The following is a 24080-nucleotide window of genomic DNA, read 5'->3' as shown; positions in this document are numbered from 1 at the left end:
TGAATCTGATGGCAAGGAGGGGGTGGTGGCGTGACGGCGGCGAGTGAGTCCGGCGGGATCGGGCATGTGCGGTATACGTACCGGCTGCGTGTGTCGTGCGTGGCGCGCTCGAAGAAGGCTCACTCCGACGGGGAGGAGTGTGGTCCAGCCCGGTTGGACCGAATGCTGACCGAGTCCCGTGCCATCACACCTTGGCTGGCTGAGAAGTCCTCGGTTCCGCAGCAGCAGCTCATTCGTGACTTCGGCAGGTGCCGCGCGAAGGCGCTCAAGGACATCAAGGACAGACTGCCCATACGGCAGCGGGCCGGAATGCCGGGATTCAAGAAAAAGCATGAGGCCGACCCAAGCCTGAACTACACGCGCCGCGGCTTCCGACTCAAGGACGGGCGCCTGCACCTCGCGGGCGGCATCGTCGTGTCGGTTGTGTGGTCGCGGGAGCTGCCCGCCGAGCCCTCCTCGGTGCGCGTGTACCGCGACAGGGTCGGGCACTGGTACGCCTCGTTCGCCGTCCCCGCCGAAGTCCATCCACTCCCTGAGACCGGCGCGGTGATCGGCATCGACTGGGGCGTGAAGGAGACTGCGACCACCACATCGGACGCCCACGATCTTGAAGAAGGGCCAGGCGGCCTCCCATGGCTACCGGGAAGCGAAGAGGCTGCGGGCGAAGACTTACCAGAAGATCGCCCGACAGCGACAGGACACCAGCCGCAAGTGGGCGAAGAACGTCGTACGCGACCACGACGCCATCGCGGTGGAGGACTTCCGCCCGAAGTTCCTTGCCAGGACCACCATGGGCCGCAAGCACGGGCGGGACGTCCGCCTCGTAGACCCCGCGCACACCACCATGGACTGCGCATCGTGCGGAGCGAGAACCGAGCACGCACTTCCTCTGTCGGAACGTACCTACACCTGCATCGCATGCGGAGCCGTCTCCTCCCGGGACAAGAGCTCCGCCCATGTGATGCTCGTCCGGGCTGGTCTGAACCCGGCTGGTGCTGATGGCGGAAGACCCCCTGGAGCGCTGCTCCAGGAGGCGGCCTGAGCCAGGAATCCCCTCGTTCGCCAGGGGAGCAGTCAAAATCGGCCATGGGGCAGACTGACGACATGCGCATCCCCGTCCCGAGACCCCGCAGCCTGGCCGGGCAGCTCTTCGCCATGCAGGCCGTGCTGATAGCGGTGCTCGTCGCCGGGTACGCGGTGTTCACCTACGTCAGCGACCGCGGCCAGGCCGAGGACGCCGCGGGGCGTCAGGCCAAGGCGGTGGCCCAGTCGATCGCCGACGCCCCGTCCGTGCGGGAGGCGATCCGCACCGCCGACCCGACGGCCGAGCTCCAGCCGTACGCGCTGCGCGTCCAGCGCGACGCCGAGGTCGACTTCGTCACGATCATGAACCCCGAAGGCATCCGCTGGACGCACCCCGACCCGGCCCAGATCGGCCAGCACTTCCGCGGCCACACCGAGCGCGCCCTGCGCGGGCAGCCCTTCACCGAGACCTACACCGGCACGCTCGGCCCGTCCGTCCGCGCGGTCGTGCCGATCTACGACGGCGGGCGGGACCAGACGCACATCGTCGGGCTGGTCAGCGCGGGCATCCGGGTCGAGGAGATCAGCAAGCGGGTGCAGGAGCAGCTCACGGCCCTGATCGGAGTGGCGGCGGGCGCGCTCACGCTGGGCGCGATCGGCACGTACGTCATCAACGCCCGCCTGCGCCGGCACACCCACGGCATGAACGCGGCCGAGCTGAGCCGGATGCACGACTACCACCAGGCCGCGTTGCACGCGGTGCGTGAGGGGCTGCTGATGCTGGACGGGCAGTACCGGGTGGCGCTGATCAACGACGGCGGGCGGGAGCTGCTCGGGGTGGGCGACGACGTGGTGGGGCGGTCGGTGGCGGAGCTCGGGCTGCCGGCCCCCCTCACCGGGGCGCTGCTGGCGTCGGAGCCGAGGGTCGACGAGGTGCATCTGGCGGCGGAACGGGTTCTGGTGGTGAACACCTCCCCGGTGTCGGGCGGCGAGCGCCGCGGCACCGTGGTGACCCTGCGCGACGTCACCGAACTCCAGTCCCTGATGGGCGAGTTGGACTCCGAGCGGGGCTTCACGCAGGCGCTGCGCTCGCAGGCGCACGAGGCGGCGAACCGGCTGCACACGGTGGTCTCGCTGATCGAGCTGGGGCGAGCGGAGGAGGCGGTGGAGTTCGCGACGGCTGAGCTGGAGCTGGCGCAGGCGTTGACCGACCAGGTCGTGGCGGCGGTGAGCGAGCCGGTGCTGGCGGCGTTGCTGCTGGGGAAGACCGCGCAAGCGAATGAGCGGGGCGTGGAGCTGGTGGTGTCGGAGGACAGCCAACTGGACGACGGCCTGCTGCCGGACACCCTTCCCGCCCGGGACCTGGTGACGATACTGGGCAACCTGATCGACAACGCGGTGGACGCGGCGCAGGGAAGCGTGGGGGCGCGGGTGACGGTGACGGCGTACGCCGACGGCAGCGAGGGCGGCGAGCTGGTGCTACGGGTGTCGGACACCGGGGCCGGGGTGGACCCCGCGCTCGCCGAGACGGTCTTCCAGCGCGGGTTCTCCACGAAGCCGGCCGGGCCGGCGGGCCGGGGGCTGGGGCTGGCGCTGGTGCGACAGGCCGTGATCCGGCACAAGGGCTTGTGGTCGGTGGCGGAGGCCGACGGGGGCGGGGCGGTGTTCGAGGTGCGGCTGCCGTTGGTGGAGGGGGCCGTATCCGGCTCCGAGGCGGTTTCCGGGAGCGCGGTGGTCTCGAGAGGTGACGTATGACGGCGGCGGCCGAGCAGGCGATTCGCGTCCTGGTCGTGGAGGACGACCCGGTGGCCGCGGACGCGCACATGATGTACGTCGGCCGGGTGCCGGGCTTCGTCGCGGTCGGCAAGGCGCACACGGGAGCGGAGGCGCGGCGCGCGCTGGAGCGGACGCGAGTGGATCTGCTGCTGCTGGATCTGCACCTGCCTGATGTGCACGGGCTGCAACTGGCGCGGTCGCTGCGTGCGGCGGGCCATCACGCCGACGTGATCGCGGTGACGTCGGCGCGGGACCTGGCCGTGGTGCGGGAAGGGGTGTCGCTGGGGGTCGTGCAGTACGTACTGAAGCCTTTCACCTTCGCGACGCTCCGGGACCGGCTGGTGCGGTACGCCGAGTTCCACGCGGCGGTGGGGGAGGCGAGCGGGCAGGACGAGGTGGACCGGGCGCTGGCGGCGCTGCGGGCGCCGGGGCCTGCGGCGCTGCCGAAGGGGTTGAGCGGGCCGACGTTGGAGCGGGTGACCGGGGCGGTGCGGGACGCCATGGAGGGGCTCACGGCGGCGGGGGTGGCCGAGGCCGTGGGGATCTCCCGCATCACGGCCCGGCGGTATCTGGAACATCTGGTGGAGGCGGGGAGGGCGGAGCGGGCGCCGGTCTATGGGCAGGTGGGGAGGCCGGAGCTGGTGTACCGGTGGGTCCCGGGGGCGGGGATGGGCCGGTAGGCCGGGGCCCGCCCCGACGGCTCATCCCGCACAACCGGGTCCGCCTCGGCCGCTCACCCCGCACGACCGGAGTCCACCCCCAGCCGCTCACGCGGGCACATCCCGAGCGAGGGTTGCAGCGCGACGGCGGGAATGGCCCCGGGCACGCGAGGAACTCGGCCCGGACCTGGGGTCTCAGTGGCAACCGAGGCCGAGCTCAGCCCGTACCGACGGCGCCGGCCGGCGAAGCGCGGGGCCGCGCGGGCGCACCCTCGGAGAGGACACGGCCGCTCGCCCCGCACGGCACCCGTACAGCACGATGTACGTCGCCGGCCCGGTACACGACGAGCGCGCACAGCGGTACACGCAGGAGGCGAGCAGGTCGACGACGAGTTCGACGGCCCCCTTCGTCTGCGACCTGCCCAAGCCACCGTCCTCAATCCACCGCAGGGGCATTGACCTGACTAGACCACTCAACCTACGTTCACCGGGCAGCCATCCCCGCGCCACAACGAAGTGCGTTCGCAGGAGGTCATGCCCGTGCGCCCCACCGCCGCCCTCCCCACACTCCTCGCCGCCACCGTGGTCGCCGCCGGCGCCCTCACCGCGTGCGGCGGTGGCTCCGGCAGTGATCCGGACACCGTCAAGGTCTCCTTCAAACAGTCCACGGACAACTCCATCAAGGTGATGGACACCTACCTCGCGGACATCAAGACCCAGTTCGAGAAGGCCAACCCGGGCAAGAAGGTCGAGTTCGTGCCCATCAAGGCCCCGGACTCGGAGTACTACACCAAGCTCCAGCAGATGCTCCGCTCCCCCAAGACCGCCCCCGACCTGGTCTACGAGGACACCTTCCTCATCAACTCGGACATCACCAGCGGGTACTTGAAGCCCCTCGACCCCTACCTCTCCCAGTGGAAGGACTGGGACCACTTCATCGACACGGCGAAGACCGCGGCCAAGGGCGAGGACGGCAAGACGTACGGCGTCCCGGACGGCACGGACACCCGGGGGCTGTGGTTCAGCAAGGACATCTTCGCCAAGGCCGGCCTGCCCGCCGACTGGCAGCCGAAGACCTGGGAAGAAATCCTCGACGCCGCCCGCACCATCAAACAAAAGGTCCCCGACGTCATCCCCCTCAACGTCTACACCGGCAAACCCGTCGGCGAGGCCGCCACCATGCAGACGTTCGAGATGCTCCTTTACGGCACCACGGACGACGGCACGACCGACCCCCTCTACGACAAGTCCACCAAGAAGTGGGTCGCCGGCAGCCAAGGCTTCAAGGACTCGCTCGAGTTCGTCGAGACCGTCTACAAGGAGAAGCTCGCTCCGGACGTCTCCGACGCCCTCGACCCCAACGTCATGACCCGCGTGCGCGGCGAGTGGCTGCCGCAGGGCAAGCTCGCCATCGCCCTCGACGGCTCCTGGCTCCCGCAGGACTGGCTGCCCGGCAGCGGCCACGAATGGCCCGAGTGGTCCGACGAGCTCGGCCTCGCCGCCATGCCCACCCAGAACGGCCAGGCCCCCGGCAAGGTGAGCATGTCCGGCGGATGGACCTGGTCCATCCCGGCGAAGGCGGGCAACCCCGACCTCGCCTTCGAGTTCATCAAGACGATGCAGACGAAGGCGAACGCCCAGAAGTGGTACGTCGCCAACTCCGGCATCGCCGTACGGCAGGACGTCGCCAACGACCCCGCCTACATCGACGCCCAGCCCGGCATCAAGTTCTTCACGGACCTCGTGGCCAGCACCCACTACCGGCCCGCCTACCCGGCGTACCCGAAGGTCTCCACCGCCGTACAGGAGGCGATGGAGGGTGTGACGACGGGTGACATGTCGGTCGACGACGCGGCGAAGGGGTACGACGAGGAGCTGAAGGCGGCGGCCGACGGCCAGGTGATCCAGAAATGACCGCACACCCATGAGGAACGCCCGCCCCCTCGCCCGCCCGCGCACCCGCTCCCTCACCCGCGCCCTCCCCGTCTCCCCCGCCGTCGTCCTGCTGGTCCTCTTCCTCGCCGGCCCCATCGCCTACTGCGCCTGGATCGCCTTCACCGACCTCCAGCTCACCGGCCAGGCCGAGGAGTCGTTCGTCGGCTTCGACAACTTCCGTACGGCGTTCGGCGACGAGGCGTTCCGCAACGCGGTCTGGCTCACCCTCGTCTTCACCGTCGTCTCGGCCCTGCTCGGCCAGAACACGGTCGGACTGGGCCTGGCCATGCTGATGCGGCGCGCCTCGAAGCCCGTCCGCACCCTCACCGGCGGCATCGTCATCACGGCCTGGGTGCTGCCGGAGGTCGTCGCCGGGTTTCTCCTCTACGCCTTCTTCCGCCGCGAGGGCACCCTGAACTCCATCCTGGAGTGGCTGCACCTGCCCACCCAGAACTGGCTGTTCACCCTGCCCATCCTGGCGGTGTCGTTCGCCAACGTCTGGCGGGGCACGGCCTTCTCGATGCTGGTCTACACGGCGGCCCTGGGCGAGATCCCCAAGGAGATCACCGAGGCCGCGGAGGTCGACGGCGCCGGCGGCTGGCGCCGTCTGTGGCACATCACCCTGCCGATGATCCGCCGCTCCATCGGCACCAACCTCATGCTGATCACCCTCCAGACCCTGTCCGTCTTCGGGCTGATCTGGGTGATGACGCGGGGCGGCCCGGGCGGCAAGAGCCAGACGCTGCCGCTGTTCATGTACGAGGAGGCGTTCCAGAAGAGCATGATCGGCTACGGCACCGCGGTCGCCCTCCTGCTGCTGGTGGTGGGCTCGCTGTTCTCGGTGGTCTATCTGCGTCTGCTGCGCACGGAGGTCTGACGCCCATGCCGCGCTCTCTCGCATCCCGCAGGACCACGCACCGACTGGCCGCCGACGCCGGGCTGCTGGCGCTGGCCGCCGCGTTCGTGCTCCCGCTGGCCTGGGTGGTGCTGTCCTCCCTCGACACCGGCGCGAACCTCCGGGTGAAGGTGCCGGACGGCCTGACCCTGGACAACTTCGACGCGGTCCTGACCCCGGAGATCACCTTCACACCGCTGCTGAACAGCCTGCTGCTGTGCGGCGGCGGCACGGCCCTCACGGTCGGGTGCGCGGCGCTCGCCGCCTACCCGCTCTCCCGGTTCCGCTCCCGCTTCAACCGCCCGTTCCTGCTCACGATCCTGTTCGCGACGAGCCTGCCGATCACGGCGATCATGGTGCCGGTGTACGCCCTGTTCGTACGGGTGAACCTGATCGACACCATGCAGGGGACGATCTTCTTCTTCGCCGCCTCCCAACTGCCGTTCGCCATCTGGCTGATGAAGAACTTCATGGACGGCGTGCCCAAGGAGCTGGAGGAGGCCGCCTGGACGGACGGGGCGTCCTCGCTCCAGTCGCTCCTCAGGGTCGTGCTGCCGCTCATGGGGCCCGGAGTCGCCGTGGTGACGGTCTTCTCCTTCGTCATGATGTGGGGCAACTTCTTCGTCCCGTTCATGCTCCTGCTGAGCCCCGACCAGATGCCGGCGTCCGTGAGCATCAACGACTTCTTCGGCAACCGCGGGATGGTGGCGTACGGCCAGCTCGCGGCGTTCTCCATCGTGTACTCGACGCCGGTGATCCTGCTGTACGTACTGGTCGCCCGGCGACTGGGCGGCGGCTTCGCCCTGAGCGGGGCGGTCAAGGGGTGAGGGTGGTGAGCGTGGTGAACGTCACTCGGGCAGCACCCCGGCCCGGAACGCCTCCACCCCCACGACCCTGCGCACCCGCACCGGCTCGATCAGCAGCATCACTCGCCGCTCCCCCGGCAGCAGCCACGGATACCGCTCCTCCCCGATGTACTTCTGCGTCAGCCGGTCCATGGCCCGCAGCGCCTCCTCCCCCTCCACGAACCGCACGACTCGACCCCGGATCTCGGCCCGGTCGTACGGGTTCTCGGCGTCGTGGTGGGACAGCGAAACGTTGGGATTGAGCCGCAGGTTGTCCACCTTCACCCGCCCGATGGACGTGTTGACCATGACGTACTCACCTTCGATGTCCGCCCACATGGGCGATACCTGCGGCATCCCGTCGGGGCCCACCGTGGCGAGGTGCCAGAAGTTCGGTGCGAGGAGACGCTCGCGAATATGCCCGTTGAGCTTGCCGTTCACCGACGGTCACCACCTTCCGCGGGGTGCCACCGTGACGCCCCGGCGCCATCCTGGCCGTCACCCCGGCGGGTCGACAGACGATCTTCAGCCAGCCGCGAACCCGCGAGTAGCCGTAGCTTCCTACAATCCGTGATCCTGGCCGAACAGACCGTAGTCACCCCACCCCTACCGCCCTACGTTGAGGGCCGTGCGCCGACCCCCAGCCCAACCGAACCAGCCCCCCAGCCGCTCCAGCCGCCGCAAACCACCCACTCCCCCGTTCAACGCCCCCGCCGCCCGCAGACTGCGCGCCGGCCTCAACATGGGCCCCGAGCACGTCGCCCACGGCCTGCGGACCTCGTACGGACTCCCCTACGTCACCGAGGACCTCGTCATCGCCTGGGAACGCGAGCTCGCCTCCCCCACCAACCACGAGCTCACCGCCCTCGCGGGGGTGCTGTGGTGCTCGCCGGGCGAGCTGCTCGGCAGGCCGCGGACGCTGCGCGAGCACCGGATCGCCCGGGGCCTCGCGCCCGAGGACGTGGCCCGTGCCGTCGGGCACGAGGTCCTCGCCTATCTCCACATGGAGGAGGACGACGCCTGGCACGGCACCGACCGCCAGTGCGCCGCCCTCGCCGATGTCCTCGCCCTGACGCTGCCCGACTTCATCACTGTCACGGGCCGCGAGACCAGGCTCGCCGAGCTGCTGCGCAGTGCCGTGACGACGCGCTGGCAGGCGTATGTGCGCCCGGTCGGCAAGGTGGTGCCCCTGGACCGGCGCCTGCTGGAGACCAGCCTCCAGGAGCTGCACCAGGTCTACCAGGGGCAGATGACCGCCACGCTGAGCTGGGGCGGCGGCAGCGGTGAGGCCGGGGCGGCCGGCCTCGAGTTCATGGACCGGATCGTGGAGCACTTCTGGACGGCGGTCCAGGGCAACGGACCCTGAGGCCCGGAAGACGGTGGAGAGCCCGGGTCTAGAAGACCGACTCCGCCTCGTCCATCCGGTCCTTCGGCACCGTCTTCAGCTCGGTGACCGCCTCCGCCAGCGGCACCAGCACGATGTCCGTACCGCGCAGCGCGGTCATCCTGCCGAACTCGCCCCGGTGCGCGGCCTCCACCGCGTGCCAGCCGAAGCGGGTGGCGAGCACCCTGTCGTACGCGGTCGGGGTGCCGCCGCGCTGGACGTGGCCGAGAATGACCGGCTTGGCCTCCTTGCCGAGGCGGCGCTCCAGCTCGAAGGCGAGCGCGGTGCCGATGCCCTGGAAGCGCTCGTGGCCGTACTGGTCGATCTCGCCCTTGCCGTAGTCCATGGTGCCGTCGGCGGGGTGGGCGCCTTCCGCGACGCAGATCACGGCGAACTTCTTGCCGCGCGAGAAGCGCTCCTCGACCATCTTCACGAGGTCGGCGGGGTCGAACGGGCGCTCCGGGAGGCAGATGCCGTGCGCGCCGGCGGCCATGCCGGACTCCAGCGCGATCCAGCCGGCGTGGCGGCCCATTACCTCGACGACCATCACGCGCTGGTGGGACTCCGCCGTCGTCTTCAGGCGGTCCATGGCCTCGGTGGCGACGCCGACGGCCGTGTCGAAGCCGAAGGTACGGTCCGTCGAGGAGATGTCGTTGTCGATCGTCTTCGGCACCCCGACGACCGGCAGACCGGCGTCGGACAGCATGCGGGCCGCGGTCAGCGTGCCCTCGCCGCCGATCGGGATCAGCGCGTCGATGCCGAAGTCACGGGCGATGTCGGGGGCGCTCTCGCAGGCCTCGCGCAACCGGTCGCGCTCCAGCCGGGACGAGCCCAGGATGGTGCCGCCACGGGCCAGGATGCCGCTGACCGCCTCCAGGTCGAGGCGGCGATAGTGGCCGTCCAGCAGGCCCGCGTATCCGTCCTCGAAGCCGATCACCTCGTCGCCGTGGTCCGCGACGGCCCGGTGCACGACCGACCGGATCACTGCGTTCAGGCCGGGGCAGTCGCCGCCTGCGGTGAGAACTCCGATGCGCATCGTGCTGTGTCTCCTGGTCGCTGTCGGTACCGGTGAGCCAGTCCGATTGTTTCATGTCGCCGAGGGCGGTGTCGCAGCCGCACTGACGGGCGCCTTATCCACCGCCAAGGGTATTGTCAAGAGGGTTTCGCTCACCTCACTGGGCGATTTTGCGACCCCGTCGATGGACTACAGATGATGAGAGGGAGACCACGCGTGACGCGCAGCGTGTACGTGACCGGCATCGACCGCGGCGACGGCCGCCAGGTCGTCGAACTGGGGGTCATGGAGCTTCTGACCCGGCAGGTCGACCGGGTGGGGGTGTTCCGGCCGCTGGTCCATCACTCTCCCGACCGTCTGTTCGAGCTGCTGCGGGCCCGCTATCGCCTCTCCCAGGACCCGGCGACGGTCTACGGCATGGACTACCACGAGGCGTCCGCCCTCCAGGCCGAGCGCGGGACGGACGAGCTGGTGTCCACGCTCGTCGACCGCTTCCACGCCGTCACCCGCGACTACGACGTCATCCTCGTCCTCGGCACCGACTACGCCGACACCCAGCTCCCGGACGAGCTGTCGCTCAACGCCCGGCTCGCCAACGAGTTCGGCGCGTCCGTGATACCCGTCGTGGGCGGGCGCAAGCAGAACACCGAGTCGGTGCTCGCCGAGACGCGCAACGCCTACCGGGCGTACGAGACCCTGGGCTGCGACGTGCTCGCCATGGTCACCAACCGGGTCGCCCGGGCCGACCGGGAGGAGATCGCCGAGCGGCTCGACTCACGGCTGCCGGTGCCCTGTTACGTCGTACCGGACGAGCCCGCCCTGTCCGCGCCGACGGTCTCGCAGATCGCCCAGTCCCTGGACGCCAAGGTCCTGCTCGGCGACGACTCGGGGCTCGCGCGCGACGCGCTGGACTTCGTGTTCGGCGGCGCGATGCTGCCGAACTTCCTGAACGCCCTGACCCCGGGCTGCCTGGTCGTCACGCCGGGCGACCGCGCCGACCTGGTCGTCGGCTCGCTGGCCGCGCACAGCGCCGGCACCCCGCCGATCGCCGGTGTGCTGCTCACCCTGGACGAGCGCCCCGGCGACGAGATCCTCACCCTCGCCGGCCGTCTCGCCCCGGGCACCCCGGTGCTGTCGGTGCCGGGCTACAGCTTCCCCACCGCCGAGCAGCTCTTCGCCCTGGAGGGGAAGTTGAACGCGGCCACCCCGCGCAAGGCGGAGACCGCGCTGGGCCTGTTCGAGCGGTACGTCGACACCGGCGAGCTGCTGAAGCGGGTCTCGGCGCCGAGCACCGACCGGGTCACGCCGATGATGTTCGAACACAAGCTGCTGGAGCAGGCCCGCTCGAACATGCGCCGCATCGTGCTGCCCGAGGGCACCGAGCCGCGCGTCCTGCACGCGGCGGAGGTGCTGCTGCGGCGCGGGGTGTGCGACCTCACCCTCCTCGGCCCCGTCGACCAGATCCGCAAAAGGGCCGCCGACCTCGGTATCGACCTGGGCGACGCCCAGCTCATCGACCCGGCGACCAGCGAGCTGCGCGACGCCTTCGCCGAGAAGTACGCCCGGTTCCGCGCCCACAAGGGGGTCACGGTGGAGCTGGCGTACGACGTCGTCTCGGACGTGAACTACTTCGGGACGCTGATGGTGCAGGAGGGGCTGGCCGACGGCATGGTGTCGGGGTCGGTCCACTCGACGGCGGCGACCATCCGGCCCGCCTTCGAGATCATCAAGACGAAGCCGGACGCCGACATCGTCTCGTCCGTCTTCTTCATGTGCCTCGCCGACCGGGTCCTGGTCTACGGCGACTGCGCGGTGAACCCGGATCCGAACGCCGAGCAACTGGCCGACATCGCCATTCAGTCGGCGGCCACCGCCCAGGGGTTCGGCGTGGCGCCCCGCATCGCGATGCTGTCGTACTCGACGGGTACGTCCGGGACGGGCGCCGACGTCGACAAAGTGCGCGAGGCGACCGAGCTGGTGCGCGCGCGGCGGCCCGATCTGAAGATCGAGGGGCCCATCCAGTACGACGCCGCGGTCGAGCCGTCGGTCGCCGCGACCAAGCTGCCGGAATCCGAGGTGGCGGGGCAGGCAACGGTTTTGATCTTCCCTGACCTCAATACGGGTAACAACACCTACAAGGCCGTGCAGCGCTCGGCCGGCGCGATCGCCGTCGGACCGGTGCTGCAGGGTCTGCGCAAGCCGGTCAACGACCTGTCCCGGGGCGCCCTCGTCCAGGACATCGTGACCACCGTCGCCATCACCGCCATCCAGGCCCAGTCCCCCGCCCCGTCCCTCCACGAGAAGGCCACCGCCCAGTGAGTTCGTCCCGCATCCTCGTCCTCAACTCCGGCTCCTCGTCGGTGAAGTACCAGTTGCTCGACATGCGCGACAGCAGCCGGCTGGCCGTGGGCCTCGTCGAGCGCATCGGCGAGGAGAGCTCCCGGCTCAGGCACACCCCGATGGGGAACGGCGGCGAGAGTCGTGAGTGGACCGGGCCGATCGCCGACCACGAGGCGGCGCTCAAGGCCGTGTCGGCGCAGCTCGCCAAGGACGGCCTCGGCCTCGACTCGCCCGAGCTGGCCGCGATCGGCCACCGGGTGGTGCACGGCGGCAAGCACTTCACCGAGCCGACCGTCATCGACGACGCCGTGCTCGCCGAGATCGAGCGCCTGATACCGGTGGCCCCGCTGCACAACCCGGCCAACCTCACCGGCATCCGCACCGCCCGGCACCTGCGCCCCGACCTGCCCCAGGTCGCCGTCTTCGACACCGCGTTCCACACCACGATGCCGGAGTCGGCCGCGCGCTACGCGATCGACGTGGAGACCGCCGACCGGCACCGGATCCGCCGCTACGGCTTCCACGGCACCTCGCACGCATACGTCTCCCGGGCGACCGCGAAGCTGCTGGGCAAGGCGCCCGAGGACGTGAACGTCATCGTGCTGCACCTCGGCAACGGCGCGTCGGCGTCGGCCGTGCGGGGCGGTCGTTGCGTGGACACCTCCATGGGGCTGACGCCTTTGGAGGGCCTGGTGATGGGTACACGCTCCGGTGACCTGGATCCCGCCGTCATCTTCCATTTGGCGCGGGTTGGTGAAATGTCCATCGAGGAAATCGACACTCTTCTCAACAAGAAGAGCGGATTGATCGGCCTGTGCGGCGACAACGACATGCGGGAGATCCGCCGGCGGATCGACGACGAGGGTGACGAGAGGGCCCAATTGGCCTTCGACATCTACATTCACCGGCTGAAGAAGTACATCGGCGCCTATTACGCGGTGCTCGGCACGGTGGACGCGATCGCGTTCACGGCCGGGGTCGGCGAGAACGCGGCGCCGGTACGTGAGGCCGCCCTGGCCGGCCTGGAACAACTGGGCCTCGCGGTGGACGCCGAGCTGAACGCCGTACGCGCCGACGAGCCGCGGCTGATCTCCCCCGCCGGCGCGAGGGTGGCGGTCGCCGTGGTACCGACGGATGAAGAACTGGAGATCGCGACGCAGACCTACGCGCTGGTGGGCAACGCCTGAGTAACACGGCTGAGCAATGCACAGCTCATTTGTATCTTCCGCCAGACGGAATATTCCGTAGCGAAACAAACCGATAGGATCGTCCCATGCGCCGTTCGAAAATCGTCTGTACTCTCGGCCCCGCGGTCGACTCCCACGAACAGCTTGTCGCGCTGATCGAGGCCGGCATGAATGTGGCCCGCTTCAACTTCAGCCACGGCACGCACGAAGACCACCAGGGGCGGTACGAACGCCTGAGGGCCGCCGCCGAGGAGACCGGCCGCGCCATCGGCGTCCTCGCCGACCTCCAGGGGCCGAAGATCCGCCTGGAGACCTTCGCCGAGGGCCCGGTCGAGTTGGAGCGCGGTGACGAGTTCGTCATCACGACCGAGGACGTCCCGGGTGACAAGCAGATCTGCGGGACGACCTACAAGGGCCTGCCAGGCGATGTCGCCAAGGGCGACCAGATCCTCATCAACGACGGCAACGTCGAACTGAAGGTCACCGAGGTCGAGGGCCCCCGGGTTCGGACGATCGTCATCGAGGGCGGCGTCGTCTCCGACCACAAGGGCATCAACCTGCCCGGCGCGGCGGTGAACGTCCCGGCGCTGAGCGAAAAGGACGTAGAGGACCTCCGCTTCGCCCTCCGCATGGGCTGCGACCTGGTCGCCCTGTCCTTCGTGCGGGATGCCAACGACGTGCAGGACGTGCACAAGGTCATGGACGAGGTCGGCCGCCGCGTCCCGGTCATCGCCAAGGTCGAGAAGCCGCAGGCGGTGGCGAACATGGAGGACGTCGTGCTGGCGTTCGACGGCGTGATGGTCGCGCGCGGCGACCTGGCCGTCGAGTACCCGCTCGAAAAGGTCCCCATGGTCCAGAAGCGCCTGATCGAACTGTGCCGGCGCAACGCCAAGCCGGTGATCGTGGCGACCCAGATGATGGAGTCGATGATCACCAACTCCCGCCCGACCCGCGCCGAGGCCTCCGACGTGGCCAACGCGATCCTGGACGGCGCGGACGCGGTCATGCTGTCGGCGGAGTCGAGCGTGGGCGCGTACCCGATCGAGACGGTCAGGACGATGTCGAAGATCGTCGCCGCGGCCGAGCAGGAACTGCTCGCCAAGGGCCTGCAGCCCCTGGTCCCCGGCAAGAAGCCGCGCACCCAGGGTGGTTCGGTCGCCCGCGCCGCCTGCGAGATCGCCGACTTCCTCGGCGGCAGGGGCCTGGTCGCCTTCACCCAGTCCGGCGACACCGCCCGCCGCCTGTGCCGCTATCGCGCCGCCCAGCCGATCGTCGCGTTCACCACGGACGAGTCCACCCGCAACCAGATGACCCTGAGCTGGGGCGTCGAGCCACACGTGGTCCCGTTCGTCAACAGCACCGACGAGATGGTCGACCTGGTGGACCAGGAGATCGTGAAGCTGGGGCTGTTCAACGAGGGCGACATCGTGGTGATCACGGCGGGGTCGCCGCCTGGGGTGCCGGGGACTACGAACATGGTGCGGGTGCATCACCTGGGGGGCGGGGCGCGGGACTAACCGTCTTGTATGGCACTGAGGGCGCCCCCTGCTTGTCGGCAGGGGGCGCCCTTTTGTGCGCTCAGTGGCTCACGCCGCTGTCACGCCTCGGCAGCCGCTTGGGTAAGCGCAAGCGCCAAGACGTCGAAGTTCTCCCGGTAGAAGCCCAGGCGGATATGGAACGGCTCCTCCACGAACCCGCCGCCCCGGGTGAGGAACATCGTGGGCGCGGCGGTCAGCGCGCTGTGCACCATGTGGAGTTCCTCGATGGTGAGGCGGAAGTCGCGTGACTTCGTGTGCCGTCCGGACAGGCGCTCCAGGAGCGCGTCGACCGCCTCCCGCCCCGCGCCGACCAGCAGGGTCAGCTCCGTATCACTGGGGTCCCTGTGGCGCAGATAGCTCAGCGCCTCGTACATCGCCGATACCTGGGAGGGCGCGAGCCGGGCGATGAACGCGTCGCCGTCGCGGGTCAGTTTCAACCGGGTTCTCAGCCTTTACTCCTTCGGCTACTACGGCAGAGCTGTGGCCCGGACCTCGTGTGTGGAGGGCCGGGCCACAGCCGGGTGCGGCTCCCGAACGGGCTTTGGGGGCTCAGTCGGTGGTGTACTGGTGCAGTCCAGGCACGGTCAGCGTTCCGCCGAACTGGCCGGCCTGGGTGACCTTCACGTTGGTGAAGTAGATCCAGGGGATGTTCAGCGGCGGCGGGTGCTCCGGGTCGAACGTGACCGGGATCAGACCGAGCAGGTTGCCCGAGATGCTCTCGGTGTACATCACCGTCTTGCCGCCGGTGATCGTCGACGTCGAGCCCTTGGCCGCCTGCACGTGGTAGGTCTTGCCGGCCTGCTTGTCCTTGACGATCTGGTGCAGGTCGCCGATGTCGGTGCCGTCGGATATGACGTACTTCAGGACCTTCTTCTTGGTGCCGTTGGCGGTCTTCACCTCGACGATGCCCTGGTAGTCCGCGCCCTTGAGGGTCAGCGAGCTGGCCTCCAGGTACCAGGGGTCGTCCGCCACGAACTGCTCGTTGTCGACGCCGCCCTCGTCGTCGGTGGCGGCTGGGCACGCGTCCGGGTCCACGGTGGGGCTCGCGGACGGGCTGGGTGAGGCGGTGGCCTTGTCCGCAGCGTCCTCGGCCGCCTTCTCGGCCGTCTCGGTGGTGTCCTCGGCCGCCTTGGACGCCGTGTCGGTCGTGTCCTTGACGGTGTCCTTCACCGTGTCGGTCGTGTCCTCGACAGTGTCCTTCACCGAGTCGGTGACCTTGTCGGTGGTCTCCTTGACGGTGTCGGACGTGCCCTTGGCCGACGCGTCGGACGACGTGTCCTCGCTCGTGCTCGGCGACGCGGACGGCGTCGGGCTCGCGGTGTCCGACGAGCCTGCGCCACCCGTGAACAGGCCGGTGATCGCGTCGCCTATGTCCTCCAGGAGGTTGCCGCCGCCCTCGGACGGCGAAGGGCTCGGCGTGGCGGCGGCGTCGCCCGACTGGTCCTCGCCCGAATTGCTCTCGGACGGGGACGGCGTGGGCTCGGCCTCGTCGTCGGAACCTGAATCCGACGCGGAGGAGCCGCCCGAGCCGGAAGAGCCAGAGGAACCCGAGGAGTCGGAGGAGTCCGCGGAGTCCTGGCCACCGGCCGACGCCGACGGGGTCGGCTTGACCTCGTCGTCCTTGTCGCTGTCGGCGCTCGCCGACGGCGAGGGCGAGGACGCCTCGTCCTTGGAGTCCTCCAGGGCCTCGACACACTCCTTGTACTCGTCCGCCGTCAGGCTGTTCGCCGTCGGCTTGGAGGAGCTGTCGCTGTCGGCGATGGCAAGGCTCGCCGTGAACCCCATGCCCATGAGGACCGCCGTGGGCATCGCGGCCATGGCTATCGCCTTGCCGGCCGGCATGTGGAATCTGGTGAACAGCGGCTTCTTGGGTGCCGCGTGGCGCGGCCCGGTTCTCACACGGGACACTTCCACATCAGCCCCGTGGGTCACCTCGTCAGCCGGCACTGTGCCTCCCGTTCGCCCCGTTCGCCGGGCTCGTTCCTGACAGATCGTTCGGCCCGCTCGTCCCGTCCCTCACGGGCTTGAGGATCGTCGTGTCCGGGTCCGCGGCCTGGGGCGCGTCGTCCGTTGCCGGGGTGTTGCCCGCGGCGGGCTCCGCCTCGGGCTCGCCCGGCGCCCACGCCACGGCCATCGCGCCGCCGACGAGAGCGAACAGGAAACCGACGATGAAGCCGCCGAAGTTGGACACCGGGATGGACACCAGGCCCAGCAGAATCGCCGCGACACCCGCGAAGGTCCGGATGTGCTTCTGGAACCAGAGACTGATGCCCAGCACGACGAGCAGCACACCGATGATCAGGGAGCCGGCCCCCGCGGTGGTGGACATCGCCAGGGTCAGGTGGCCGATCGTGATGTTCGCGTACGGGAAGTACATGATCGGAAAGCCGCCGATCATGATGAACAGGCCAGCCCAGAACGGCCTGGTGCCCCGCCAGGCGCGGAACTGCAGCCTCCGGCGGGTGACAAGGCCGGGCGCGGCAGAGGTCTCGGCGCTCATGGAAAACAGCTCCCTGGTGCGGCGTTGCTGTAGTGAGGGTGTACTGCGATGGAGATGTGGGGGGTGGGTGAAGAGCGGGATGGATGGCGGACGGGCGGGGGCGCCACGGCTCCCCCGCCCGTCACGGAGTGCTCAGTAGCACTCGATGCCGGCGCCCTTGCCCTTGTGCAGCGACATGTGCAGACCGCTCAGCTTGAAGGTTCCGGCGGTGGTCGCCCACGCCGTCTGCTCCACGCCGGTCAGCTTGACCGACCCTGCCTCCTGACCGAAGCCATTCGGGTTGGCCTGCTCCTTGCCGCCCTTCATGCCGGGGCCGGGGCCATCCTTCATGGAACCGGCCGCGACACCGATGTTGATGTCCTTGAACTCTGCGTCCGCGTCGAGTTCCTCGACGTCGATGTACAGGTTCTTGGCGTGGACCTGCTTGTCCTCGTCACGGCTGTCACCGGCCGTCAGCTTCAGGGTGATGTCCCCGAGGAACGGCACGTTCGGAGTGACGACGGACTGGCACATCTTCTCGATGCGCGCCGACTTGAACGCCGAGACCGCCACCGCGTGAGCGGTCTTCTCGCCGGAGAGGGTGGTCCCCGGATCGACGGCACCGTACTGGGAGAAGCCCGTTCCGTTGAGCTCCTTGGCCGTGACCTTGAACGACTGCCCCGACACACTGAACGACGCGGCAAGAGCGCCCTGCGCGAGGGCGACACCTATCGCGGCCGTGGCGGCCACGCTGGGCACCATGACCACAGCGAACCGCTTCCATCTGGTCCCGCCACGCACCTGGGACTCCATATTTCCTCCTTCTCGGACGTACATCTCCTGACCCTGGCTGCCACGGTCGACTCGGCCGCTCAGCCGGTCAGGGATGGGAGAAGTGCTACGTCCTCGGGAAGGAGAGCGCCCGTACTCGAAAGGCGCGAACCGCGCCCGAAACACCGGCGATCACCCCCGAGCGACAACCACTGGTCGCGCCTGACACACATCACGCACAACCTTGCCGGACAGGCTTCGCCGAGTGGGCGAAGACCCCCCTGTCCAAGAGCCGGCGCCACTGCCGCCGACTCTGCTCGGTGGGGACCCAGGAACTCCCGTGACCCAACCGGCTGTCGGGGTACGGGAAAGGACCGAGCGTGGCCGATCGTGGTGCATTCTCGCCGCCCGCACAAGGGGCTTCGTTACTCAGTAGTAACGGCCGGATAACCGAACAACGACCCGCGGGTCTCGGGCAGCGACTCAGGGTGCCCTCGGGTCACCGGACAAATCCGAGTATCACCGGACAGGATCTGACAGAAAGATGCCCACCACTTACCCGCAGTAACCGCGGCCGTGATTACCAAGTTTTGGTAAAGCACGGCCGCACTGGTCGTCTCTCGGCAGTTCTTTCACTCGGGCAACACGCGCCCGCGCGTTTAGCGACTGGTCAGAACGGGGCCACCGCCCCGCTCGCGAACACGTCAGAACAAGGCGCGCGCCAGCGCCCTGCGCGCCGCCGCCACCCGCGGATCCTCGGCGCCCACGACCTCGAACAGCTCCAGCAGTCGAAGCCGTACGGTGTCCCGGTCGTCACCCACCGTGCGTTGCACCGTCTCGATGAGCCGCCCGAAGGCGTCCTCGACATGCCCGCCCACCAGATCCAGGTCGGCCGCGGCGATCTGCGCCTGCACGTCCGCCGGCTTGTCGGCGGCGTCCTTGCGCACCTGCTGCGGATCGGCACCCTGCACCCGCTGGAGCAACTCGGCCTGGGCGAGCCCGAGTTTGGCCTCCGAGTTCCCCGGATCCTCGTTCAGTACGTTCTTGTACGCCTGCACAGCACCGCCCAAATCGCCCGCGTCCAGGGCCTGTACGGCGGCCTCGAGCAGGGCGTCGTGGGGACCGGCCGGCGCGGCGGGAGCGGCCTGGGCGGCGCCGCCCGGCTCGGCGTCGGCATCAACCGTCAGGCCGGTCAGACCGAACCGCTGCTCGGCTACGGTGACGAGCTGGTCCAGCGTCTCGCGGATCTGCGCCTCGCCGGCCGCCCCCTGGAAGAGCGGCAGCGCCTGCCCGGCGACGACGGCGAACACGGCGGGGATGCCCTGCACGCCGAACTGCTGCATCAGCATCTGGTTGGCGTCGACGTCGATCTTGGCGAGGAGGAAACGGCCGTTGTACTCGACGGCGAGGCGCTCGAGGACCGGGCTGAGCTGCTTGCAGGGCTCGCACCACTCGGCCCAGAAGTCGATGACGACGGGCACCTCGGCGGAGCGCTGAAGGACTTCCCGCTCGAACCCGGCCTCGTCGACATCGATGACGAGATCGGCGGGCGACACTGCACCGCCGCCCCCGCCCTGCCGGGCGGCCTCGGCGCGCGCCTGCTCCGCCTTCGCCTTGGCCTCCTGGGCCGCCTTCACCGCGGCGAGGTCGACGACTCCGCTCATGGACATGTTCCGTGGCTGCATGCGTCTATCCTCCCCCGTTCGGCACGCGTCTGTGAAAAGTGGCCCGAAAGCCGCTCCCGGCCCGTTGCTACCCGGCGCCGGGTCCCCACCCCACGCCTGTGGTCATCTGCGGCCATCTGTGACCATCGCTTTCGATACGAGTCGTAGCGTAATGGCAGGACGACCCTCCGGAACACCACCTACCCGTGATCTCCCTCACGACCACACAGCAAACCCCCCGGATATGGTCAGGGCATGCAGAGCCGCGCCGCCGCCTCCCGCCCCGGACGCCCGCGCAGCGCCGCCGCGGACGCCGCGATCCTGGCGGCGACGCGGGAGGCACTGGTCGAACTCGGATGGTCCAAGCTCACCCTGGGAGACGTGGCCACCCGCGCCGGCGTTGCGAAGACCACGCTCTATCGCCGCTGGTCCGGCAAGAACGAGCTGGTCGTCGACGCGGTCGCCGAGCTCTTCGACGAACTCCGACTGCCCGACCGGGGCACCCTCGCCGCCGACATCGAGGGCGTCGTACTCCAGTTCGCGACGATCCTGGCCCGCCCGGAGGCGAGGAGCGGGCTGATGGCGGTGGTGGCGGAGTCGACGAGGGACGAGGCTCTGCGTGAGCGCATCCGCGCCTCGATCGTGGACCGCCAGAAGCACCTGGTCCTTCAGGGCCGCGTCCGGGCCCAGAAACGCGGCGAGCTTCCCCCGGAACCGGATCCGGAGGAAGCCGCACGCACTGTGGACCTGATCTTCGACGTGGTCGCGGGTGCGGTGGTCCACCGCACCCTGGTGAGCGCCGAGCCGGTCGACGCCACCTGGGCCCAGAGCTTCACGGCGCTCCTGCTGAACGGCCTGACGGCAGCCGTCAGTAGTCCGACACCCGGAACCTGACGGCGTCCATTACGAACTCGCCGTAGTGGAGGGCTGTTCCGGCCACCTCCAGCCGGTCGTACCGGTCCTGGGGCAGCGGTGCCTCCGGTGTGTTGAGGATGCACCGGAGCAGCAGCCGCAGCGCCAAGTCCGGCGTGCAATGGCGAGCGCATTGGACGAGCGCGTCGCGTACCTCGGTGGTCAGGAACTACGCCCGCTCGATCTCGGCGACGACCGCGTCCCTCTGGGACCAGCCGTCCTCCGCGTCTACCCCAGTGAGTGGACGCACCTCGGACATCGCGGACAGCCTGGCGTCACACAGGCCGACGACGGTGCGGGTCCACTCGTAGCCCGAGGTCCCCTCGAAGCTCGCCGTGTACTGAGCTCCGGCGGACCGCCAGGACCCATGAGGCATCCTCCGGCAACTGTTGCGCGACGACGTCAGCGGCGGTTTCTCCCTCGTAAACCCAGTCCTGGTGGAAGAAGCCCGTCACCCGAACTCGGTGAAACGCTGCACCGCGTATCGCCCCCCACTTCGGGTAGCAGGTCTTTCCAGGTAGGAGGTGTAGACGACGTACTTGCTTGGCTTGTGCTGCTTGCCCACGTACTTCAGTTTGGTGATCACTGTCGTGCCGGCAGCCACTCCCTGCGGACCTTCCTCACCCACTTCTGCCCGAGTGAGGGTTCCATGTCCCGGATCGTCCACTTGATCGTCTTCATGTCCCGGTCAGGTCAAGTCGCCCACTGAACAAGGTGCTCGACCTCGTCGACGTGGTACTCCCCGTACCCGAAGCGTTCACCGATGGCCCTGTACCGCTCGTACTGTCCCCGCGTGAGCGGTGCGGACAGCGCCCGCAGGACGCGGAGGAACAGCCGGAATCCCAGATCCGGATCGATCTGGACCACGACCTGTTCCACCGCGGCCATGGCCTCCACGGCCGGGAGGGGCTGCCAGTGAGGGCTGACGGCCTTGTCTGCCACGGCGAGCGCGGTCTCCCGGAGCTCCCGCGACACCGGGTCCGCCAAGTCCGCGCGAGCGGGCGGAACTTCGGGGATGTAGGTCGGGGCGGTCTTCCTCAGCCGCTCCTCGCACACGTCTGCGACCAGGCGTAGCCACGCGCGGCCGTCGGTGCGCAGGGCCGCGTCCGAGACGGCCACCCACAGGGTGGTGAGCGTGTCGTCGGACAGCGGGGAGTGCAGGAGACGGAGCGCGTCCTCCAGGAGGAGGGCCGCCGCCGTGCCGGGGGACTGGCCGGGCTCGTCGGCGTACGCCACCAACTGGATCTCCCGGCGGGCGGTGCTCTGCCGCCAGTCCTGGTGCGCGTTCCCGGCGAGCTTCGAGAGTCCGAAGTCCCAGTCGGTGGCACGGTGTTCCGTGTCGATGGGCGGCCAGTCGACGTCGAGGCCGTCGCGGACGAGCGCGACCGGATACCCGAGCCGCTCACCGAGCTCGAGGAACCTGTCGTACTGCTCCTTCGGGACCCGGACGGCGTACGCCTTCAGGGCGCGGAGGAAGAGCCGGAGGCCGAGGTCGGCGTCGGTGCGTCCGGCCACCCGCTCCAGGGCCGGGACGAGGTCCGGGAGCCCGGCCGCGGCGGTGAGCGCCGGGGCCAGGGCCCGGATCTCCGCCACGACAGTCCCGCACAGCTCCTCGTCCCGCACCGGCCGGACCGGCGGCGGGACGTAGGAGCGCTTGTTCTGCCGGAGGCGGGCCGTGGCCAGGTCCGAGACCGCCCGCAACCAGCTGCGCGCGTCCATGCCATGGCCGACCGGATCGAACACCCGGCCGACCGCGGCCAGCCACACCGTGTGGAGGACCTCCTCCGACAACGGACCGTCCAGCAACCGACGGGCGTCCTCCTCCAGTTCCACGGCCTCCTCGCCGTCGGACCCGTCCGCCAGACCGGCCGCGGCCGCGAGGGCGGCCGGGAGATCGTCGGCGGAACCGGCGCGGGTCCGGTCCGGGGAGCACAGCCGCTCCGCCAGACCGGTGAGCCCGAAGTCCTCGGAGTAGCCCAGTGCGACGTACGTCGGACGATTCTGTGGCATGGATCCTGTCCTACGCGGTGCCCGTGGGGTACGCGGTCTTGATGACGTATCCCCCACGCCCCTTGCCCGTGTGGCCCTTGACCTTCATCAGGATCACCGTGACCGTGTTGCCAGCGTTTTCGACCCTCCCGTTCGGATGGTACGTCTTACCCAGGGAAGGGTAGGCATCCCACTTGCCGGTGATCGGCCGGTACTGCTCCATGTCGCCGGCTTTCGCGGCCCACTGCTCGAACTTCTTCCACTTCTCCTTGTCGAGGACCTTCGTGCCGTCCGGGAGCCGCTTGCTGAAGTAGTCGCCCACCACCCGGTCGATGGCCTGCTGGGCGATCTCCTCGCTGGTCCAGATCGTCTTGGGCTCGTCCTTCAGTCTGGCCAGGTCGAGAGCCTGCTGCGGAGTCCGCCTGACGTGGTCCTTCAGCGTGTGCATCACGTCCCGGTACCGCTGCGGCAGACTCGCGAGGTCCTCGTCCGACAGGTTCATGCAGTTGTGGACCATCACGTCCGTCGCCGCGGAGCCCTCAGTACGCACGTAGAACGTGTGCAGGCCGTCCACGGTGAGGTCGTGCACCCGGCGCGGGGTGAGACCCGGCCGGTCGCGGACCTCGGTCACGGCGCGGAGCGTGCCGTCCGCGCCGATCAGCCGGTCGCCCGGGCGCAGGTCGGAGGCGAGGACCCAGCCGCGCTCGTCCGTGCGGATCTTGTGACCGGCGGTGGTGTCCAGGCTGCTGCCGCCGGCCAGGCCGATGGTCACCAGCCGTTCAGTGTCGTGCCGGAAGGTGTCCGTGACGGGCTCGGCCCGCAGGGTTCCGGTGGTCGGGTCGCCGGCCATGACCCGGTCGCCCTCCCGCACGTCACGGATCGCCCGGCGGCTGCCGTCGGCCATCAGCACCAGGGTGTCGCCCGGGAAACTGTTGACCTTGCAGGTCGTGATCACGTCATCGTAGGCGTTCACGCCGGCCTCGAGCTTGGCCAGCGTCGCCGGGTCCACATCCAGGGCCTTCAGCGCCTTGAACGCGTCCGCGACCCCGACCCCCGTCTTCATGGCGGCGTCGAGCGCGCGGATCCCGTCGGCGATCTTCGTGAACACCTTGCCCGGGATGAAGTTGGACGCGAACCAGGCGCAGCTCGACTTGTCGCCGTGGTAGCAGCGGGCGACGTCACCCAGCACGATCTCGTACAGGACGGCGCCGACCGTGTCGCCGAAGAGGTTCTGCCAGCCGATGCGGGTGATCTCTCCGAAGCTGAAGTGGTGGGTCCACTTCTGCTTCTGATTCCTGAGCGTCTCCGTCTTGAGGAAGACCGTGTCCGACTTCGGGCAGCCGGACTCGGTGGCGGGGACCTCGGGGTTGACACAGAAGTAGTAGCTGACCGTGACGTTCAGGTTCAGCTCGTACGTCACCGTGCAGCCCTGGGGCACGTACTCGCACTTGTCGAGCGGCTTGGCCGGTCCCGCCTCGGTGATCTTGTCAACGATGTAGAAGACTCCGCCGACTCCGGTTCCGGCGCCGTCCTGGACGACCTGGTTGGCCGCCTTCCGTTCGGCGGACTCCGCCGCCCGCTGGGCGGACTCGGCGTACTTCTGGGCGTCCTTGGCCGCTTCCTCGGCCGCGGTGGCGGCGGCGTCGGCGCGCTGCGCTGCGGCGCGGG

21 protein-coding genes and 1 pseudogene are annotated in these 24080 nt (G+C 69.4%); 11 read left to right on the top strand and 11 right to left on the bottom strand.

Annotation, left to right across the window (positions count from 1 at the left end; genetic code table 11):
- Nucleotides 1-30 precede the first annotated feature (30 nt).
- The 6 genes and pseudogenes from ACP4J3_RS47175 (at nt 31) to ACP4J3_RS47150 (ending at nt 7115) form a co-directional block, all read left to right on the top strand.
- Nucleotides 31-1042 (top strand): annotated as a pseudogene (locus ACP4J3_RS47175) (RNA-guided endonuclease InsQ/TnpB family protein).
- A 62-nt stretch (nt 1043-1104) separates the two neighbouring features.
- Nucleotides 1105-2778 (top strand): ATP-binding protein, encoded by a 1674-nt coding sequence (locus tag ACP4J3_RS47170; RefSeq protein WP_426543800.1) that lies wholly within the window; start codon nt 1105-1107, stop codon nt 2776-2778.
- On the top strand, nt 2775-3479 hold the full coding sequence (locus ACP4J3_RS47165; RefSeq protein WP_426543798.1) for a response regulator: 705 nt from the start codon (nt 2775-2777) through the stop codon (nt 3477-3479). The genes ACP4J3_RS47170 and ACP4J3_RS47165 overlap by 4 nt, the downstream gene beginning before the upstream one ends.
- A gap of 513 nt (nt 3480-3992) precedes the next feature.
- On the top strand, nt 3993-5372 hold the full coding sequence (locus ACP4J3_RS47160; protein WP_426543796.1) for an extracellular solute-binding protein: 1380 nt from the start codon (nt 3993-3995) through the stop codon (nt 5370-5372).
- 10 nt (nt 5373-5382) lie between these two features.
- Nucleotides 5383-6270, top strand: coding sequence for a carbohydrate ABC transporter permease (locus tag ACP4J3_RS47155; protein ID WP_426543794.1), 888 nt, complete (start codon nt 5383-5385; stop codon nt 6268-6270).
- A gap of 5 nt (nt 6271-6275) precedes the next feature.
- The gene (locus ACP4J3_RS47150) at nt 6276-7115 is read left to right on the top strand and encodes a carbohydrate ABC transporter permease (protein WP_426543792.1); all 840 of its coding nucleotides are present in this window, start codon (nt 6276-6278) and stop codon (nt 7113-7115) included.
- A gap of 21 nt (nt 7116-7136) precedes the next feature.
- Here ACP4J3_RS47150 and ACP4J3_RS47145 read toward each other — a convergent pair whose 3' ends face one another.
- Nucleotides 7137-7574 carry a PPOX class F420-dependent oxidoreductase gene (locus tag ACP4J3_RS47145; RefSeq protein WP_426543790.1) on the bottom strand — a complete coding sequence of 146 codons (438 nt, stop codon included), beginning with the start codon at nt 7572-7574 and terminating at the stop codon, nt 7137-7139.
- A gap of 187 nt (nt 7575-7761) precedes the next feature.
- Here ACP4J3_RS47145 and ACP4J3_RS47140 point away from each other — a divergent pair, with 187 nt between their 5' ends.
- A complete protein-coding gene (locus tag ACP4J3_RS47140) occupies nt 7762-8499 on the top strand; it encodes an XRE family transcriptional regulator (RefSeq protein WP_426543788.1) in 738 nt (245 codons plus the stop codon).
- A gap of 28 nt (nt 8500-8527) precedes the next feature.
- Here the strand turns inward: ACP4J3_RS47140 and ACP4J3_RS47135 are convergent, their stop codons facing one another.
- On the bottom strand, nt 8528-9553 hold the full coding sequence (locus ACP4J3_RS47135; protein ID WP_426543786.1) for an ATP-dependent 6-phosphofructokinase: 1026 nt from the start codon (nt 9551-9553) through the stop codon (nt 8528-8530).
- A gap of 195 nt (nt 9554-9748) precedes the next feature.
- On the opposite strand from ACP4J3_RS47135, the gene pta reads away from it, so the two are divergent.
- The 3 genes from pta to pyk all read left to right on the top strand — a co-directional run bounded on the left by pta (nt 9749) and on the right by pyk (nt 14576).
- Nucleotides 9749-11851: a phosphate acetyltransferase gene (gene pta / locus ACP4J3_RS47130; protein ID WP_426543784.1), complete on the top strand. Its 2103-nt coding sequence runs from the start codon at nt 9749-9751 to the stop codon at nt 11849-11851.
- Nucleotides 11848-13059 carry an acetate kinase gene (locus ACP4J3_RS47125; protein ID WP_426543782.1) on the top strand — a complete coding sequence of 404 codons (1212 nt, stop codon included), beginning with the start codon at nt 11848-11850 and terminating at the stop codon, nt 13057-13059. The genes pta and ACP4J3_RS47125 overlap by 4 nt, the downstream gene beginning before the upstream one ends.
- Nucleotides 13060-13145: 86 nt before the next feature.
- Nucleotides 13146-14576, top strand: a complete 1431-nt coding sequence (gene pyk, locus ACP4J3_RS47120; protein ID WP_426543780.1) for a pyruvate kinase — start codon at nt 13146-13148, stop codon at nt 14574-14576.
- A gap of 80 nt (nt 14577-14656) precedes the next feature.
- On the opposite strand, the gene ACP4J3_RS47115 is transcribed toward pyk, so the two are convergent.
- The 5 genes from ACP4J3_RS47115 to ACP4J3_RS47095 form a co-directional block, all read right to left on the bottom strand.
- Nucleotides 14657-15034 carry a hypothetical protein gene (locus ACP4J3_RS47115; protein WP_426543779.1) on the bottom strand — a complete coding sequence of 126 codons (378 nt, stop codon included), beginning with the start codon at nt 15032-15034 and terminating at the stop codon, nt 14657-14659.
- A 112-nt stretch (nt 15035-15146) separates the two neighbouring features.
- Entirely contained in the window at nt 15147-16544 is a 1398-nt protein-coding gene (locus ACP4J3_RS47110; RefSeq protein WP_426543778.1) for a hypothetical protein, read from the bottom strand.
- The gene (locus ACP4J3_RS47105) at nt 16534-17097 is read right to left on the bottom strand and encodes a DUF6114 domain-containing protein (RefSeq protein WP_426543777.1); all 564 of its coding nucleotides are present in this window, start codon (nt 17095-17097) and stop codon (nt 16534-16536) included. The genes ACP4J3_RS47110 and ACP4J3_RS47105 overlap by 11 nt, the downstream gene beginning before the upstream one ends.
- 132 nt (nt 17098-17229) lie before the next feature.
- Nucleotides 17230-17889 carry a DUF6230 family protein gene (locus tag ACP4J3_RS47100; RefSeq protein WP_426543775.1) on the bottom strand — a complete coding sequence of 220 codons (660 nt, stop codon included), beginning with the start codon at nt 17887-17889 and terminating at the stop codon, nt 17230-17232.
- Between the two features lie 662 nt (nt 17890-18551).
- Entirely contained in the window at nt 18552-19532 is a 981-nt protein-coding gene (locus ACP4J3_RS47095) for a tetratricopeptide repeat protein (RefSeq protein WP_426543774.1), read from the bottom strand.
- 234 nt (nt 19533-19766) lie between these two features.
- On the opposite strand from ACP4J3_RS47095, the gene ACP4J3_RS47090 reads away from it, so the two are divergent.
- Nucleotides 19767-20405, top strand: a complete 639-nt coding sequence (locus ACP4J3_RS47090; RefSeq protein ID WP_426543773.1) for a TetR/AcrR family transcriptional regulator — start codon at nt 19767-19769, stop codon at nt 20403-20405.
- Here the strand turns inward: ACP4J3_RS47090 and ACP4J3_RS47085 are convergent.
- The 4 genes from ACP4J3_RS47085 to ACP4J3_RS47070 form a co-directional block, all read right to left on the bottom strand.
- Entirely contained in the window at nt 20380-20532 is a 153-nt protein-coding gene (locus tag ACP4J3_RS47085; protein ID WP_426543771.1) for a hypothetical protein, read from the bottom strand. The two genes, ACP4J3_RS47090 and ACP4J3_RS47085, sit on opposite strands and share 26 nt — an antisense overlap.
- A gap of 60 nt (nt 20533-20592) precedes the next feature.
- A complete protein-coding gene (locus tag ACP4J3_RS47080) occupies nt 20593-20799 on the bottom strand; it encodes a hypothetical protein (RefSeq protein WP_426543769.1) in 207 nt (68 codons plus the stop codon).
- 317 nt (nt 20800-21116) lie between these two features.
- Nucleotides 21117-22433, bottom strand: a complete 1317-nt coding sequence (locus tag ACP4J3_RS47075) for a hypothetical protein (protein ID WP_426543767.1) — start codon at nt 22431-22433, stop codon at nt 21117-21119.
- Nucleotides 22434-22443: 10 nt separating this feature from the next.
- On the bottom strand, nt 22444-24080 hold a 1637-nt coding region (locus tag ACP4J3_RS47070), incomplete at its 5' end, for a polymorphic toxin-type HINT domain-containing protein (protein WP_426543765.1).

Source organism: Streptomyces sp. UG1, assembly GCF_049974585.1.
In the GTDB taxonomy this organism is placed as follows: domain Bacteria; phylum Actinomycetota; class Actinomycetes; order Streptomycetales; family Streptomycetaceae; genus Streptomyces.
Note: the sequence above shows the minus strand (reverse complement) of the source record. Positions and strands in the feature narration are given on the sequence as shown.

Excerpts from the sequence above, each read along its gene's own strand:
- ACP4J3_RS47075 (WP_426543767.1), bottom strand. The coding sequence starts at position 22,433 with ATGCCACAGAATCGTCCGACGTACGTCGCACTGGGCTACTCCGAGGAC.
- ACP4J3_RS47150 (WP_426543792.1), top strand. The coding sequence starts at position 6,276 with ATGCCGCGCTCTCTCGCATCCCGCAGGACCACGCACCGACTGGCCGCC.
- ACP4J3_RS47155 (WP_426543794.1), top strand. The coding sequence starts at position 5,383 with ATGAGGAACGCCCGCCCCCTCGCCCGCCCGCGCACCCGCTCCCTCACC.
- pyk (WP_426543780.1), top strand. The coding sequence starts at position 13,146 with ATGCGCCGTTCGAAAATCGTCTGTACTCTCGGCCCCGCGGTCGACTCC.
- ACP4J3_RS47160 (WP_426543796.1), top strand. The coding sequence starts at position 3,993 with ATGCCCGTGCGCCCCACCGCCGCCCTCCCCACACTCCTCGCCGCCACC.
- ACP4J3_RS47105 (WP_426543777.1), bottom strand. The coding sequence starts at position 17,097 with ATGAGCGCCGAGACCTCTGCCGCGCCCGGCCTTGTCACCCGCCGGAGG.
- ACP4J3_RS47095 (WP_426543774.1), bottom strand. The coding sequence starts at position 19,532 with ATGCAGCCACGGAACATGTCCATGAGCGGAGTCGTCGACCTCGCCGCG.
- ACP4J3_RS47170 (WP_426543800.1), top strand. The coding sequence starts at position 1,105 with ATGCGCATCCCCGTCCCGAGACCCCGCAGCCTGGCCGGGCAGCTCTTC.
- ACP4J3_RS47090 (WP_426543773.1), top strand. The coding sequence starts at position 19,767 with ATGCAGAGCCGCGCCGCCGCCTCCCGCCCCGGACGCCCGCGCAGCGCC.
- ACP4J3_RS47080 (WP_426543769.1), bottom strand. The coding sequence starts at position 20,799 with ATGCCTCATGGGTCCTGGCGGTCCGCCGGAGCTCAGTACACGGCGAGC.
- ACP4J3_RS47100 (WP_426543775.1), bottom strand. The coding sequence starts at position 17,889 with ATGGAGTCCCAGGTGCGTGGCGGGACCAGATGGAAGCGGTTCGCTGTG.
- ACP4J3_RS47135 (WP_426543786.1), bottom strand. The coding sequence starts at position 9,553 with ATGCGCATCGGAGTTCTCACCGCAGGCGGCGACTGCCCCGGCCTGAAC.
- ACP4J3_RS47165 (WP_426543798.1), top strand. The coding sequence starts at position 2,775 with ATGACGGCGGCGGCCGAGCAGGCGATTCGCGTCCTGGTCGTGGAGGAC.